General features: G+C 66.0%; 9 protein-coding genes, 1 other RNA gene and 1 pseudogene. 8 read left to right on the top strand and 3 right to left on the bottom strand.

Annotated features, from left to right (window positions below; translation table 11 throughout):
- Positions 1-194: 194 nt before the first annotated feature.
- Together AB0M43_RS27755 and mctP are read left to right on the top strand one after the other, a co-directional pair.
- Positions 195-410, top strand: coding sequence for a DUF3311 domain-containing protein (locus AB0M43_RS27755; RefSeq protein WP_363728717.1), 216 nt, complete (start codon positions 195-197; stop codon positions 408-410).
- On the top strand, positions 407-2,044 hold the full coding sequence (gene mctP, locus AB0M43_RS27750) for a monocarboxylate uptake permease MctP (protein WP_363728716.1): 1,638 nt from the start codon (positions 407-409) through the stop codon (positions 2,042-2,044). Before AB0M43_RS27755 ends, mctP begins: the two co-directional genes overlap by 4 nt.
- 355 nt (positions 2,045-2,399) lie before the next feature.
- Here the strand turns inward: mctP and AB0M43_RS27745 are convergent, their stop codons facing one another.
- Positions 2,400-3,110 (bottom strand): sulfite exporter TauE/SafE family protein, encoded by a 711-nt coding sequence (locus AB0M43_RS27745; RefSeq protein ID WP_363728715.1) that lies wholly within the window; start codon positions 3,108-3,110, stop codon positions 2,400-2,402.
- Positions 3,107-4,219, bottom strand: a complete 1,113-nt coding sequence (locus tag AB0M43_RS27740; RefSeq protein WP_363728714.1) for a hypothetical protein — start codon at positions 4,217-4,219, stop codon at positions 3,107-3,109. The genes AB0M43_RS27745 and AB0M43_RS27740 overlap by 4 nt, the downstream gene beginning before the upstream one ends.
- Before the next feature lie 26 nt (positions 4,220-4,245).
- On the opposite strand from AB0M43_RS27740, the gene rnpB reads away from it, so the two are divergent.
- The 3 genes from rnpB to AB0M43_RS27725 all read left to right on the top strand — a co-directional run bounded on the left by rnpB (position 4,246) and on the right by AB0M43_RS27725 (position 9,155).
- Positions 4,246-4,625: RNase P RNA component class A (gene rnpB / locus AB0M43_RS27735), an RNA gene on the top strand.
- Between the two features lie 422 nt (positions 4,626-5,047).
- On the top strand, positions 5,048-7,642 hold the full coding sequence (gene lanKC, locus AB0M43_RS27730) for a class III lanthionine synthetase LanKC (RefSeq protein WP_363728713.1): 2,595 nt from the start codon (positions 5,048-5,050) through the stop codon (positions 7,640-7,642).
- A gap of 178 nt (positions 7,643-7,820) precedes the next feature.
- A complete protein-coding gene (locus AB0M43_RS27725) occupies positions 7,821-9,155 on the top strand; it encodes an MFS transporter (protein WP_363728712.1) in 1,335 nt (444 codons plus the stop codon).
- Between the two features lie 49 nt (positions 9,156-9,204).
- Here AB0M43_RS27725 and AB0M43_RS27720 read toward each other — a convergent pair whose 3' ends face one another.
- Positions 9,205-9,834: a nitroreductase family protein gene (locus tag AB0M43_RS27720; RefSeq protein ID WP_363728711.1), complete on the bottom strand. Its 630-nt coding sequence runs from the start codon at positions 9,832-9,834 to the stop codon at positions 9,205-9,207.
- A gap of 298 nt (positions 9,835-10,132) precedes the next feature.
- Between AB0M43_RS27720 and AB0M43_RS27715 the strand changes: the two genes are divergently transcribed.
- From AB0M43_RS27715 to AB0M43_RS27705, 3 genes and pseudogenes are all read left to right on the top strand, one after another.
- Complete coding sequence (locus AB0M43_RS27715; RefSeq protein ID WP_363728710.1) at positions 10,133-10,750, top strand: SdpA family antimicrobial peptide system protein; 618 nt, start codon at positions 10,133-10,135, stop codon at positions 10,748-10,750.
- Positions 10,747-11,577, top strand: a pseudogene (locus AB0M43_RS27710) (sporulation-delaying protein SdpB family protein); the annotation flags it as partial. The gene AB0M43_RS27715 and the pseudogene AB0M43_RS27710, both read left to right, overlap by 4 nt.
- 100 nt (positions 11,578-11,677) lie before the next feature.
- Positions 11,678-14,626 (top strand): BTAD domain-containing putative transcriptional regulator, encoded by a 2,949-nt coding sequence (locus AB0M43_RS27705; protein WP_363728709.1) that lies wholly within the window; start codon positions 11,678-11,680, stop codon positions 14,624-14,626.
- Positions 14,627-14,652: the final 26 nt, after the last annotated feature.

Here is a 14,652-nt window from a genome sequence, read left to right as displayed (position 1 = left end):
AGGGGCCGCCCATTCGGGTGGCCCCTTTTCGTCGGTCACCGACCGTTATTCCTACCGCGCGTCGGAATACGCCCCGTGACGGGTCGACCGTTCGGCGCGCGGAGGCAGCCGTTCGGCGCGTCGAGGGCTCCCCCGAACGGCTGATAGGGGTTACTGTGCGCGGGCACATGATCCAGGTCACACGAGGAGCCAGGATGCCCGCCCCCGACACCGCGCCCCGGCGCAGCGATCGAAGTCCGTGGAACTGGCTGCTGCTGGTCCCGATAGTTCTACCCTTGCTCACCTTCGTCTTCAACGCGGACTCGCCGCGCCTTTTCGGCTTTCCCCGGTTCTACTGGCTCCAGCTCGCCTTCATCATTGTCGGCGTCTCCGGCACGACCCTGGTGTACCGGATGGGTAAGAGATCATGACCATCAAGTGGACTCAACTGATCATCTTCGCCGTCCTGTTCCTCCTGGTCAGTGGCATGGGCTTCGTGGCCGCCCGGTGGCGCCGCCCGCAGACCATGGAACACCTCGACGAGTGGGGCCTGGGCGGGCGCAACTTCGGCTCCTGGGTCAGCTGGTTCCTGATCGGCGGTGACCTGTACACGGCGTACACCTTCGTGGCGGTGCCCGCCCTGGTCTTCGGCGCGGGTGCGATGGGCTTCTTCGCGGTCCCGTACACCGTCGTGGTCTATCCGTTGGTCTTCCTGGTCCTGATCCGGCTCTGGTCGGTCTCGCACCGGCACGGCTACGTCACCCCGGCCGACTTCGTGCGCGGCCGGTTCGGCTCCCCGGTTCTGGCCCTGGTCATCGCGGTCACCGGCATCGTCGCCACCATGCCTTACATCGCCCTCCAGCTCGTCGGCATCGAGGCCGTACTCAAGTCGATGGGCGTGACCGGGCACTGGCCGATCATCGTCGCGTTCGGCATCCTGGCGGCCTACACCTACAAGTCGGGCCTGCGCGCCCCAGCGCTGATCGCGTTCGTCAAGGACACCCTGATCTACATCGTGATCATCGTGGCCGTGCTGTACATCCCGTACAAGCTCGGCGGCTGGGGCAGCATCTTCGACGCGGCGGACGCCAAGTTCACCAAGTCGCCGAACCCCTCCGACGGCATCCTGCTGAACGCGAACAACCAGCTCCAGTACGTCACACTGGCGTTTGGCTCGGCTCTTGCTCTGTTCCTGTATCCGCACTCGGTCACAGGGGTGCTCGCAAGCAAGAACCGCGACGTCATCAAGCGGAATATGTCGGCCCTGCCCGCCTACAGCCTGCTGCTCGGCCTGATCGCCCTGCTCGGCTTCATGGCCATCGCTGCCAAGGTCACCCCGATCGGCACCGACACCAACACGATCGTCCCGCAACTTTTCGACAAGCTGTTCCCCGACTGGTTCGTCGGCATCGCCTTCGCCGCGATCGGCATCGGCGCCCTGGTCCCGGCCGCCATCATGTCCATCGCCGCCGCGAACCTGTTCACCCGCAACATCTACAAGGAGTTCCTGCACAAGACGGCCACGCCCAAGCAGGAGGCGAACGTCAGCAAGATAACCTCGCTGGTCGTCAAGATCGGCGCGGTCCTGTGCATCCTGCTCCTCGATCCCCAATTCTCCATCGACCTCCAGCTCATCGGCGGCGTGATCATCCTCCAGACGCTGCCGGCCGTGGCCATCGGCCTGTATACCCGCTGGTTGCACCGGTGGGCGCTGCTCGCGGGCTGGGCCGTCGGGCTCGGGTTCGGGCTGTGGATGCTCTACCAGATCCCGAACGCGGCGGGTACGAAGAAGCACTTCGGTGGGTCGGCGTTCCCGTTGGCGAAGTTCGGGTTCGACACCAAGATGACGGTGTATGTGGGGCTCGTGGCTGTCGCGGCCAACCTGTTGGTTGTGGTCCTGGCGACGTTGCTGTTCCGGGCGTTGGGGACGCCGAGCGGGATCGATCACACGCATCCGACGGACTACACGTCGGACGAGGGGGATGTGCGGCCCGTGGTCGAGGACACGAAGCGGGACGCGTTGACCGCGTTGATCAACGGGGAGGGCGGGAACCGGAGATCGTGAATTTGGGCCGGTCACTCCTTGCCGTTGCCTCCCGGTGATCCGGGCTGGGCGGCGGTCGGCCGTGATCGGCCGATAGCCAACCCGACCGCAGGGCGGCCCGGCCCTGCGGTCGGGTTTCCCATGTCTCCGTCGGGGTGGGCCAGATCAGCCTCGGGTTGCGGTGTCGATCGCTTCGCGGCGGGTGTTCCTGATCGGTCCACCTCTACCCGGCCGGCCGCTACCTGGCCTCAACGTGCCTGGGCCGCCCTGCGAAGGTCCAGCTTCCGCAGGCACTGGCCCGCCGAGCGGCCGGGTGTGACGTAGTCGGTCGGCGCCGTTGTCTCCAGACGGCCAGGTTGCGCGCCCGGCTTCGTGGTCAGCGGAAGAGGAGCCAGGCGGCGATCGTGATGCCGAAGACGACGACGCAGGCGCGGAGCACCTTGGCGGGGACTCTGCGGGCCAGGCGGGCGCCGAGGTAGCCGCCGATGATCGTGGCCGGCAGCAGGAGGGCCACCGCGCCCCAGTTGACCGAGGCGAAGATGCCGAAGATGGCCGCCGTCGCCAGGCCGGTCGTGGCCGAGATGACGTTCTTGAGCGCGTTGACCCTGGTCAGCTTGTCGGCGAGGGTCAGCGACAGGCCGGCGAGGAGCATGACGCCGACGGCCGCGCCGAAGTACCCGGCATAGGTTGAAAGCCCGAAGATCGTGAGGTGCAGGACCGCTGGGTGTGTCTCCCTGGCCTCTTTTTTGGGTACGAGGAGAGCCAGGCTCGCCGCCAGCACCAGGAACGGTACGACCGCCTCGAACGCGGCCGCCGGGGTGTTGAGCAACACCGCGCAGCCGACGGCCGCCCCGGCCAGGGCGGTGGGGATGAGCCGTGCCGCCTTCTTCCGGTCCAGGTCCTTCCAGCTGCCGGCGACGCTCGCGAGGTACCCGCCGGTGGCCGCTATCGAGTTCGACACGTTCGCGGTGACGGGGGAGAGGCCGGCCGCGATCAGCGCGGGGAACGTGATCAGCGAACCGCCGCCCGCGATCGCGTTGACCGCCCCGGCGGCGAGGCCGGCCGTGAGGAGGAGGGGGACGTTCATCCCGTGAGCACCGCGTGCAGGGCGCGCATCGAGCGGATCGCCGAGCGGACCTCCTGGAGGTAGTTCGCCGGGGTGAACGGGAGCGCGGTGGGCGCGAGCCCCACGGTGTCGATCTCGCAGCCGTACTCCAGGCCGAGGACGCGCAGGGCGTCGCAGTGCTGGAAGGGGACGTACGCGGTGGAGGTCACCAGGAGGAGTCTGCCGGTGGGGGAGTAGTTCTCGGCCCAGTAGCGGTAGGTGTCGGCGGTGTTGGCTCGGCGGCCGGGGGTGCGGGAGGGGGCGGCGAGGATGGTGTGGGTGGGGTGGGCGCTCTGCTGGCGCATGGGCGCGGATGGCTGAGGGGGCGTCGCGGGAGACGACGGCGGGGCAGGGATCGCCTGGCGGGGTGGAGCGGTATCCGGCGGGGCGGGCGTCGGGTGGCCTGCTGGTATGCCCGGCGGCGCGGGATCGGTGGCTGGGGGAGTGCTTTGGGGGGCCGTCGTGCCGGCTGGTTGTGGCTGCGTCGCGGGAGACGACGTCTTCGCAGGGATAGCCAGGCTGGGTGGGGCCGAGGTGTAGCGGCGGGCGTGGGCGGTGGTCTCCGTGGGGGTGGCGAGGTGGAAGGCCAGGCGCATGCCGGCGTCCATGGCCTCGAACTCTGTCTCGGGGGTGCCCAGGCCCAGGCGGAGGCCGAGGGACTTCTCGATGTCGGTCAGGGGGCGGAAGCTGCCGAGGGCGGTGACATGGTCGGCGGAGACCTGGGAGCTGAGGCGGGCCGCGTACTCCGGGCGTTGGACGCAGGCTCGGATGAGGCCGCCGAGTACCAAAATGTGGGTGTAGGTCTGGTTCTTCGGGGGTTCCTCGTCGACCAGGCCCAGGGCTCGGCAGGAGGCTGTGACCAGGGCGGACAGGGCCGGGTCGAAGTCCTTGGCCCGGGCGAGGTGGCGCTCCTGGCCGGCACGGAAGTCCCACACGCCCTGGGAGAACACATCAAGATCGGAGAGGATCTTCGCCAGGGAGCCCGTGGGCCAGGCGCCGCCGAAGGCCCTGACCAGCTCCCTGAGCGGCCTCGACGTGACCCACACCTCGATCTGCCCGACGTCGGCGCTGCTCGGCAAGGGGATCTTCATATCCACTAGGCTAGGGGTACGGCGGACGAGTCGGCCGGGCGGTCGCGTGTCCCTTTCGAGGGACCCGAGGAACGTCCGGGCTCCACAGGGCAGGGTGGTTGTTAACGGCAACCCGGGGTGACCCGCGGGACAGTGCCACAGAGAACAGACCGCCACGGCTTCGGCCGAGGTAAGGGTGAAACGGTGGGGTAAGAGCCCACCAGCGCCCCGGGTGACCGGGGCGGCTAGGTAAACCCCACCCGGAGCAAGGTCAAAAGGATCTTCGGATCTGCGCGAGCGATTGAGGGCGGCCCGCCCGAGTTCGCGGGTAGACCGCTAGAGCCCATCGGTGACGGTGGGCGTAGATGGATGGCCGCCAGGGGGCTTCGGCCCGCTACAGAACCCGGCGTACAGGCCGACTCGTCCGTCGCCTCCCAGCTCACAGCCTTATCGTGGCTGTGAGCTGTTTTTGATCCCTGTTTGCGCCACATCAAACGGCGTTGCCTTCCCATGATCACTACCGCGTGTCGCACCCTGGATACGAGCCCCCGGACCTGTCGTGAGAGCTCACGAACAGGTCCGGGGGCTCGTCCTACACCGTCTGGGCGGTCGGCCAGCGGTGTCCGAAGGTGCAAGCGGGAGCCGACCGTCCGTAGCGATCGCGGCAGAATCCTTGCCCTTGAGCTGGACCATTGCCACACAGCGGCCAGACCTGGGTCGGCGGGTAGCGGCGCGAGGTTCGGAAAGTAGCGCGGTCCGACACTGTGGGAAACGTACCGCGTTGCCGGCCGGCCATTCACGGGGATGGCCAGCCGCGATCCGACTCCGCCACACGATCATGGGGGCCATGTGAAGCTGGACTGGCAGCTGTTGACGCCGTTCTGTCTGGGAGATCAGGACTTCTTTGAGACGCCGGCGCGCATGCCCGACGAAGCCGAGCTGCTGTCCACCGCGCGACGTGCTGCGCCGGACGGATGGAGCCGGGTGGTGCGGGACTGGTGGGTTTCCCTCAAGCCCGATGGCGGGGTACTGCCGGTCCAGGGCTGGAAAATCCACGTATCGGCGACCGTGGACTCTGCTGACAAAGTTTGTGGGTCTGTCTGGGACTACTGCGTCGATCGTGGACTGTCATTCAAGTTTCTTCGCAGCAATATGGCCGTTCGGTTTATGAACAGCAAATACGCGCCGCGGTCAGGTAGCGGGAAGCTGGTGACTATCTATCCGGCCGACGAGGCGCAATTCTCCGCTACGGTGCTGGAACTGTCCCTCCTGTTGGAAAACGTGACGGGTCCGTACATCCTCAGCGACCTGCGCGTTGGAAAGGGGCCCGTGTACGTGCGCTACGGCGCGTTCGTGGAATTGACCTGCACTGGTGATGACGGTGATCCGGTGCCGGCTCTGTTCGGTCCTGACGGCCAGCTGATCCCGGACCAGCGCGGGCCCGTGTTCGTGCTTCCAGAATGGGTGCAGGTGCCGGACGTTCTCCGTACTCATCTTGAGGCGTCGAGGTCAGACGGAGCTCTCGATTTCCCCTACGTCGTGGACAGTGCCCTGCACTACTCCAATGGCGGAGGCGTCTACCGAGGGCGAGACGCAGTTTCCGGTCAGAAAGTTGTGCTGCTTGAGGCGCGCCCACACGCGGGAATGGATCCCCAAGGTGCCGATGCCGTAGCGCGACTACAGCGCCAGCGGGAGGTGCTGCGCCGACTTGCAGGGCTGGACTGCGTGCCCCGGCTGATCGACTACCGGGTCGCGTGGGAGCATCACTTCCTGATCGAGGAATACATTGAGGGAAAGTCCCTGCTGGAAACTATGCAGGAACGTCATGTGATGATCCTCGACCCCGACCCGGTGGACGAGCAGCTGGCGGAGTACACCACCTGGGTGTTGGATCTTCTCCAGAAGATCGAGAACGCGGTCGCGGCCGTGCACTCGCGAGGGCTACGTTTTGGCGATCTGCATCCGCGCAATGTCATGGTGCGACCGGACGGCAACGTGACGCTGGTCGACTTCGAATTCACCGTGGATCTGGACGACCAGGAGCCGGCAATCGGAGCGCCGGGATTCACGCCCCCAACGGGCGTTGTCGGCGCCGCTGCTGACTGGTACCAACTAAGCTGTGTGCGGTTGTTTCTTTTCCTGCCCTTGGAACTGCGCCCAGACCGCGCACCTGCGCAGTTGTCACACTTGTTGGCCGGGGTGAAACGGAATTTTCCCGTCCCGAGCGCATTCCTTGGCATGTTGCGCCGTGGACTCGAGCCGGTAGCCACACGGGATCATGGTATCGATCCCGGCGAGGTCCTGGTGGGCGAAGGCACTCCTGACTGGCCGGCGATCCGGGCGTCACTGGTCGCCGCGATCGAGGCAAGCGCGACCCCGGACAGGGAGGACCGGCTGTTTCCCGGGGACCCCCAACAATTCAACGTCGGGGGCCATACCTTCGCCTACGGTGCGGCCGGCGTGTTGTACGCCCTGCGCCGTGCGGGTGTCGAGGTGTCCCCGCGACACATCGAATGGCTCGTCCGCGCGACGAGGGGTGCTCGGCAGACACGTCCAGGGCTCTTCGACGGCCTGCACGGCGTGGCAGCGACACTCGACGTGGTGGGGCGGCGGGCCGAGGCGCTGGAGACACTGGACCGGGCCCGAGCCCACGTGGACACCTCCTCGACGGTGACCATGATGGGTGGCCACGCAGGCATGGCCCTCAATCTGTTGCACTTCTTCGGGCTCACCGGAGATGAGGGACTACTGAGCGAAGCGATCGAGATGGGGCACCGGGTCGCGGGTGTGTTAACCGCGAGGGGCAAGGCGAGCGAGCTGATACCGCCGGACAAAGCAGGCCTCCTGCGGGGTATGTCAGGCCCCGGCCTGCTGTTTCTACACCTCCACGCGGCGACCGGAGACTCCAAATACCTCGATCTGGCCAGGTCCGCGTTGCACTGGGACCTCGCCCGCGGTCAGTTTCTCGACAATGACACCTTCCAGCTAGTCGAGCCGGGTGCCCGCACCCGGTACCTGATCTACCTGGACGGTGGGAGCGCGGGCTTTGCGATGGTCGCCCACGAATACCTCCGCCACCGTGAGGACGCACAGCTCAGCGCTGCGGTGGCTGGCGTTCGCCGAGCTTGCCGATCTCGGCTGGTGCGGGAACCGGGCCTGATCCGTGGTCGGTCCGGGTTCATCGCAGCCCTGGCGCACCTGGGGCACGCCGAAGACCGCCCTGTCATCGACGACCATGTCCGGCGGCTGGCCTGGCACGCGCAGCCCTACAAGGGTCATCTGAGCTTCCCCGGCATCAAGCTCCTGCGGATGTCGATGGACGTAGCCACGGGCAACGCGGGCATCCTGCTCGCCCTCAACGCCGCGTTCGAGTCGGAAGGCCATCCGGTCCTGCCGTACCTCGATCCGCGGTTCTCCGCTCCCGTCGACCGCGAAAGGAGGTGAATTCCATGTCGAACATCCTTGCCCTGCAGGGCCTGGCCACCGAAGAGCTCAGCCACAACTGCATGAGCCTGACCACGAACGTCTAGTGGTTGAGGGTGCTCCGGGCACTGGTGATGCCCGGAGCACCCGAACCATATTCACACGAACTGAGTCGATCATCAAAGGGCGGTGCGCTGACGTGCTGATCAACCGCAACTATCGCAGACTGTGGCTGGGGCAGGCCGTGTCACAGCTCGGAGACGCTGTCTTCGCCACCACGATCCTGCTGTGGGTGGGGACGATCCTCTACTCTGGCCAGTCCTACGCACCTGCGATGAGCAGCGCGATCCTGGTGATCATCGCCGCGGTGACGATCGCCGTAGCGCCACTGGCCGGCGTGCTCGTCGACCGGTGGGACAAACGGCGCGTGATGCTGCGGACCGACCTGATACGACTCTTTCTGCTCTCCGCCCTGACGATCGTGTCCAGCGTCCCCACGCCCGCATCGGCCTCCTGGGTCGTGACGGCGGCAATAGGGGTGACCGTGGCCGTAGCCACCGCATCGACCCAGTTCTTCAATCCTGCGAGATTCGTCCTCATCGGTGACGTGGTCCCACCCGAACATCGAGGACGCGCCGCGAGCTACAGCCAGGCCAGCGCGGCGCTGTCGACCATCGTCGGACCAGCTCTCGCCGCGCCGCTGGTCGTTACCGCCGGAATTCCCTGGGCGCTGGGAATCAACGCAGGCTCCTTCCTCGTGTCGTTCATCGCCGTACGCTCCGTCGATCTGGCGGAGGCGGATTTCCCTGCCGCGATGCGCGCGCCCCAACAGCGTGGGATCGGTGCCGAACTACTTGTCGGCCTCCGGCAGGTCATCGCCAACCGGGTGCTCCTGGCAGTGCTCACCACTGGCCTGCTCGTCATGCTCGGAGCCGGCACGCTGGGCGCACTCGACGTGTACTTCGTCAGTGAGAATCTCCACGCGGGCACGTCGTGGTTCGGGTTTCTGAGCGCGGCCTCCGGGCTTGGCATGCTGGCCGGTGCGCTGGTCTCAGGCATTCTCGGCGACAGATATGGTCACGCGAAGATTTTCATCCTCGGACTGTTCGGCGCCGGCGGATCCTTCCTGGTGTACTCGCGGCTGGAGCATGCCGCGGCCGCTGTCCTCGTTATTGCGCTCTTCGGTCTGGCCGCCGGGACGCTTGAGACGGTGACTACCCCGGTTCTCCTCGAGGCGGTGCCCCGTGAGCTGCTCGGCCGCGTCATCTCCGTGTTCGCGCCCACCTACAAGCTCGCTTCGATGCTCTCGATCGCCGCAGCTAGTTCGATAGTCGGAATGCTGCCGGTCGGTTCGCACACGACTGTGGCCGGCATCCGACTGGGGCGGATCGATACCGTCTTCCTTGTCACGGCGCTCATGTTGCTCGTGGCCGGCTGCTATGCGGGCATCGCCCTCCGCAGAGCCGACGACGCAACCACCGCAGAACGTCAACGACGCCCGCACGTAGATCAGTCGGGTACGCCCGCAAGCTGACCCCGCTGAGGCTTAGGGCATGCGGTTCGGCCGCTCCCGGGCGCAGGCCTCAGCGGCCTCCCCACTGGCCTCGGTGAAACACGTCGTCGACCCCACGTCGCCTTTCCGAGTACACGGGCGCCTGGGGTGGCAGGTCGGACGCCCGATATCCGATGGCGATTCCGACGACAGGCGTGTACTCGGCCGGCACTCCGAACTCCGCACGGAACGCGTCCAGGTGCGCTTCCGTACTGCCTTCTGTTCCGAACTCGGCGACTGGCGGCACCAACCAGAGGAAACAAGCGCCCAGTCCCTCGTCCACCGAGGTCAGGAGCATCAACAGTGCCGCCATCCCGGCGTCGATGAACCAGTACGGTGCCGGCCAACCGGTCTCGATCAGACCACCCCGGTCCGGCTTGGCGTAGTGCTCCACGTAGGCATCCCGGTTGGCCAGCGGCACGACCACCAACGGCGCGTCTCGCAGGGTGGGGAAGTGCGGGGTCTGATTCGGCGTGAACGCCCAGAACCGATCGCGGTCCGACTGTTCCGTGAGCGCCAGAAAGGCCCAGCCCTGCACGAACCCGGCCGAGGGGGCGCGAAGGGCGCTAGCCAGGATCCGCTCAATGACTTCGGGCGTCAGGGGCCGGTCAGAGAAGTGCCGCACCATCCGGCGGCGACGAATGACCTCAGCGAATTCCATTCGCAGGATTCTGCCACGTCGCGGGGGTGGCCAACAGGGGCGAAAGTGAATCCATCACCATAAAGTAGCGAGCGGGTAGCGCGCGAGTAGCGTGCCGGAGGAGAGTGTGGATTCCGTTCGCTGTTCCGAGCCATAAAGGAGCGTGCGCCACATGAAGAAGTCAATGCTTTTGGGTGCCCTGTTGGCACTGTTGGCCCTGGTCGTCGCTGCGGTCCTGGGAACTTCGAGAAGCGCGACCGCCGGCCACGGCACCACTGATCAAACCGATGGCACGTGTACCGGTTGCAGCATCGGATAGGTGGTAGTGCGCTTGCCGCGGTCCAGCGACGAGGTCCCGGATGCCACGTCCGTTGAGCGCGGATTCAGCCTTACCGCCGCACTGTTACTGGTCAGCCTCGTTGTCACTCTGGGGGCACAGTTGCCAGGAGCGACCTCCGTGCCGTTTCTCCGGGCGCAGCGTGGAACTTACCGGGCGATATGGCCCCAGGGTTGGTCGTACTTCAGTGACGTTCCTTCGCAGGACATCCTCGTCGCGTACCGGGTCGACACGGCGGGCAACCTGGGAGTGAGCCTCACTCGGCGCGCGGCGTCCGCAGACCAACAGTGGGGGCTCAGTCGGGGCGGATACGCGCAACTCGTGGAGGTGTACGACCTGGCTCGGCAGGTTCCGCCAGAGCGATGGGTGCAATGTCCGGACACTCCGCCTCCAGCCTGCGATGACTTGGCCGGAAGGTCGGCGGTGAGTCAACTGGCGAACCGGTCGCGTCGACCAACACTGTGTGGTCGAATCGCCCTGGTCGATGAGCGACCCGTCGCCTGGGACGCGCGTCGGAGAACCGGTCATGCCGCCAGGAGGGCGATCAGAGTCGTGATCGTCGAGTCGACCTGCCGGGGCGAGGGGCGTAACGAACCGTGAGGAGCGTTCACCGGCTGAGCTCGACCTTCGAGCCGCGAGGTCGAGCCTTGGCCTTCGCGCGATCCTCGCTTGCCCTCGCACAGCTGACTGTTCTGCTGTTCAACTCCGACGCTGTACTGTTCCCGTACGCGTCCGGGCAACCCGGCGGCATCCGTTGCGAGGGTGTACGGGGCTTGTCGCTGTGGTGCCTCGGCAACTCCCATCCTGCAGCGCCGGTGGCTATCCGGACCGCGTTGATCGCCGTGCTGCTGGCGGTTGTGTTGGGCTATCGACCACGGTGGACCTGCGTCCCACACTGGTACGCGGCGTTCAGCCTCAGCGTGAGCCTCACGTTGCCCAATGGCGGTGAGCACGTTGCCGAGATCCTGACTATGCTGCTGATCCCGATCTGCCTGGGTGACGAACGCCCATGGCATTGGCAGAGGCCCGGGCGACTCATGAGGCCGAGCTGGCGAGGTGCTGCGTGCGCCTCGCACCTAGCCATCCGTATCCAGGCATCGATCATCTACCTTGCCGCCGCAGTGTCCAAGCTGTTGGAGTCTCAGTGGCGCGACGGCACAGCCATGTATGCGGTTGTTGACCATCCGTATCACGGGCTGCCCATTGCTCTCCTGGATCTGCTCGGTTCGGGCATCCGGGCGTTCCCGCCGATCGCCGCGATGACGTGGGGCGCCATAGTCACGGAGCTCCTCATAGGCCTGTTCGTCTTGGGTACGTACCGCACCTGCCGCTGGGCCCTTGTACTGGGCATCCTCTTGCACGGTTCGATCGGCGCATTGATGGGATTGCCCAGCTTCGCGATCATCATGATTTGCCTGCTCACAGTAGTCTGTGCACCATCTCCGCATGTCGATGCGATCCCCCCTCTCCGTCCCAGGTTGGGTAGCATGTACCGGCATCGGTGGAAGTCAACTGCGCGGGGGGCGGATGCGGGAGAACCAGCTATCCATCACCTTTCACCTCCTGGGTCCGGTCGCGGTAGTGGGGGCATTGTCCGAGCTGAGCGGGGCACGGCAATCGAGGCTGATGGCTGTTCTGTTGCTCAACGAGGGTCTGACGGTCCCGCTTGAGCGGATCGCCGAGGCGTTGTGGGACAAGCCGCCGCCGTCGGCGCGGCAGCAGATCCACAACGCGATCGGGAGCCTTCGTCGAGTTCTCGGCGGTGTCGAGGAAGTCGGGCTGGTGACCTCGGAGGCGGGCTACCGCCTCAACGTTCCGAGATCTTCCGTTGACCTGTTCCGGTTTCAGGCCAAGGTGCGCGAGGCCGAGGAGGGCGAATCCGGCGGACACCTGGAGGCTGCCGCAGACCGGCTCCGGGCAGGGCTAGCGCTGTGGTGTGGACCGGCACTGGCCGGTCTGACCTCCGGGAATCGTTACCTGCAGGGAGTGGCGTCGCAGCTCGATGAGCAACGCGTAGTCGCCACCGAACGACTCATGTCCCTGCAGCTCCGGTTGGGCATCACCAGCTCGTTTGTCAGTGACTTGGTCGGCCTGCTGACGGAGTATCCGCTGAGGGAGTCGCTCCGGGGCACCCTGATGCTCGCGCTCCAGGAGAGTGGACGGCAGGGGGACGCCCTGGCCGTCTACGAAGAAGGTCGTAGGCTCCTGGCCGAAGAACTTGGGCTCGACCCTGGGCCGCAGCTCAAGGAACTCCACCGACAGATCCTGCGTGGCGAGTCTGTGCCCAGGCCGTCGCCATCCACGTTGGCTGTTGCGACTCCAGCAGCCGGACCGCCCTGTTTCCTCCCCAGGGACACGAATGAGTTCACAGGTCGCACCGCTGACATGAGTGCACTGCTCTCCTCCGCCAGGAACTCATCCTCCACAGCACTGGTGATCTCGGCGATCGAGGGTATGGGCGGCGTCGGGAAGACCGCCCTGGCCGTGCATCTGGCACACCGCGCCTCCGGCGACTACCCGGACGGCCAGTACTTCGTCGACCTGCACGGATTCACCGTCGGTACCCAACCCGTCACACCCGATCAGGCACTGGAGGTCCTGCTTCGGCAGGCCGGCGTACCCGTTGAGCTGGTGCCGACGAGCCTGGACGCACGCAGCGATCTCTGGCGTTCGCAGATGGCAGGAAAGCGGGCCCTGGTCCTGCTCGACAACAGCACTGACGAAGCTCAGGTCAGACCCCTGCTCCCCGGGACCTCGGAGACGCTCGTCCTCGTCACCAGCCGTCGGAGACTCACCGCCCTCGAGGGCGCGGTGCCGCTCGCTTTGGATGTGCTACCTCGAGAAGATGCGGTGCGGCTGTTCACCCAGATCGCGGGGCGCGAACCCTCGTCGATGCCGCAGGGCGCGGTAGCCGAGGTCGTCGACCTGTGTGGCAGGCTCCCCCTGGCGATCAGGATCGCGGCCGCACGATTCCGGGACCGGGCCGGCTGGGCGGTCGATGACATCCTGCGTCAGTTGCGCACGCATCGTCGGCGCACCCGGTTCCTGGCAGTCGGAGACCGGAGCGTGATGGCGGTCTTGAAGCTCTCGTACCAGTATCTGGACGCGTCGGAGCGTAGGCTGTTCCGTTTACTGAGCCTCCACCCTGGGGCCGATTTCGACGCGCGTGCGGCATCGGCGCTCACCGGGATGCCACTCGAGCAAGCCGAGCAGCATTTGGAGTCACTGTTCGAGTACAACCTGCTCGTTCAGCATGTCGCTGGCTGGTACGAGTTTCACGACCTCGTGCGCGATTGCTCCCAAGAGCTGCTCCTGCAACATGACACAGAGGCCGACCGCAAGGAGGCGACTCAACGGATCCTCGACTACTACCTGCACATCACCCACGAGTGGTGTCGGCAGGAGGCGATCGGCGTGTTCCGCATCGAACCGGCCCTGAAACATCTTCCCCCGGAGCCCGACGCGATGAGTTCCGGACAGACGGAGGCGGACCTGCTCCAGGCGAACTATCGGGGCATCATCGCCGCGGCCCGCTTCGCGGCAGAGCACGGATGGCCTGTGCACGCGTGGCAGATCCCGGCAGGTCTCGTTCCGCACCTCGCTCGATTGAACTATGTTGGCGACTCGCTCAATTTGTTCGTTGCCGCGCTTGCCTCCGCCCGAGGGCTCGATGACCGCCATGGTGAAGCGGCATCGCTCAGCGCCATGGCGTACATCTTCCGGGACCGGGACTCCGACCTTGTGGCCGCACAGGACCTTTTCGAGCAGGCGATCGGGGTGGCCGCAGCTGAAGGTAACCTCTATTGGCAGGCGTACCTGTCGGTCGATCTGGGCATCACACAACTCAAGGGCGGTCAAACCCAACTCGCGCACCGGACGTTCTCGGCGTCGTATCAGATGGCCCTGGAACTCGGTGACCGGCGCCTCGGTGCCTTCTTGACCAATAATCTCGGCGTCGTCTGCCTTCGTGCCGGCCAGTACGAGGAGGCGCTGGAGCGGTTCGAACGGGTACTGGGCCTGGGGCCGGACCTTCTGTCGCAGCACACGCGAGTTCTGACTATGGCCAACATCGGCTTGACCCACCACCTGCAGGGACGGCTTGGCGATGCGTTGGCGACTCTCAATCTCGCAGTGACCCAGGGCCGAGAGTTTGGGCTGCAGTCCGCTGAGGCGTGGGCGCTGGCCCGCCGATGTTCCGTGTATCGCGCGCTCGGTGAGTTCGAGCAGGCTGTCGAGGATGGTCGCGGTGCCCTCATGCTGGCAAGACACCTGAAGCAATCGGAGATCGAATGTGAGGCACTCAACGCCCTGGGCGAGACGTTTCTTTCCACGGCGGACCTGAACACCGCAGAGTCGGTCCACACCGAGGCACTGGGTATGGCTGAGGCAGCTGGCATCGAAGCTCAGGCGGCCAGGGCGCAGGAAGGGCTGACGCGTGTCTCCCTCACGCGAGCTGGCCTGACCTCCTACAGGTGAATGCGGGGAGACAGGGAAAACGTGCT

Source organism: Longispora sp. NPDC051575, from assembly GCF_040681875.1.
Taxonomy (GTDB): domain Bacteria; phylum Actinomycetota; class Actinomycetes; order Mycobacteriales; family Micromonosporaceae; genus Longispora.
The sequence above is the reverse complement of the archived record's forward strand: the minus strand, read 5'-3'. Positions and strand labels throughout refer to the sequence as shown.

What these genes read in the sequence shown, in the direction of transcription:
- AB0M43_RS27755 (WP_363728717.1), top strand. Translation starts at nt 195, where the DNA reads ATGCCCGCCCCCGACACCGCGCCCCGGCGCAGCGATCGAAGTCCGTGG.
- mctP (WP_363728716.1), top strand. Translation starts at nt 407, where the DNA reads ATGACCATCAAGTGGACTCAACTGATCATCTTCGCCGTCCTGTTCCTC.
- AB0M43_RS27745 (WP_363728715.1), bottom strand. Translation starts at nt 3,110, where the DNA reads ATGAACGTCCCCCTCCTCCTCACGGCCGGCCTCGCCGCCGGGGCGGTC.
- AB0M43_RS27740 (WP_363728714.1), bottom strand. Translation starts at nt 4,219, where the DNA reads ATGAAGATCCCCTTGCCGAGCAGCGCCGACGTCGGGCAGATCGAGGTG.
- AB0M43_RS27720 (WP_363728711.1), bottom strand. Translation starts at nt 9,834, where the DNA reads ATGGAATTCGCTGAGGTCATTCGTCGCCGCCGGATGGTGCGGCACTTC.
- AB0M43_RS27705 (WP_363728709.1), top strand. Translation starts at nt 11,678, where the DNA reads ATGCGGGAGAACCAGCTATCCATCACCTTTCACCTCCTGGGTCCGGTC.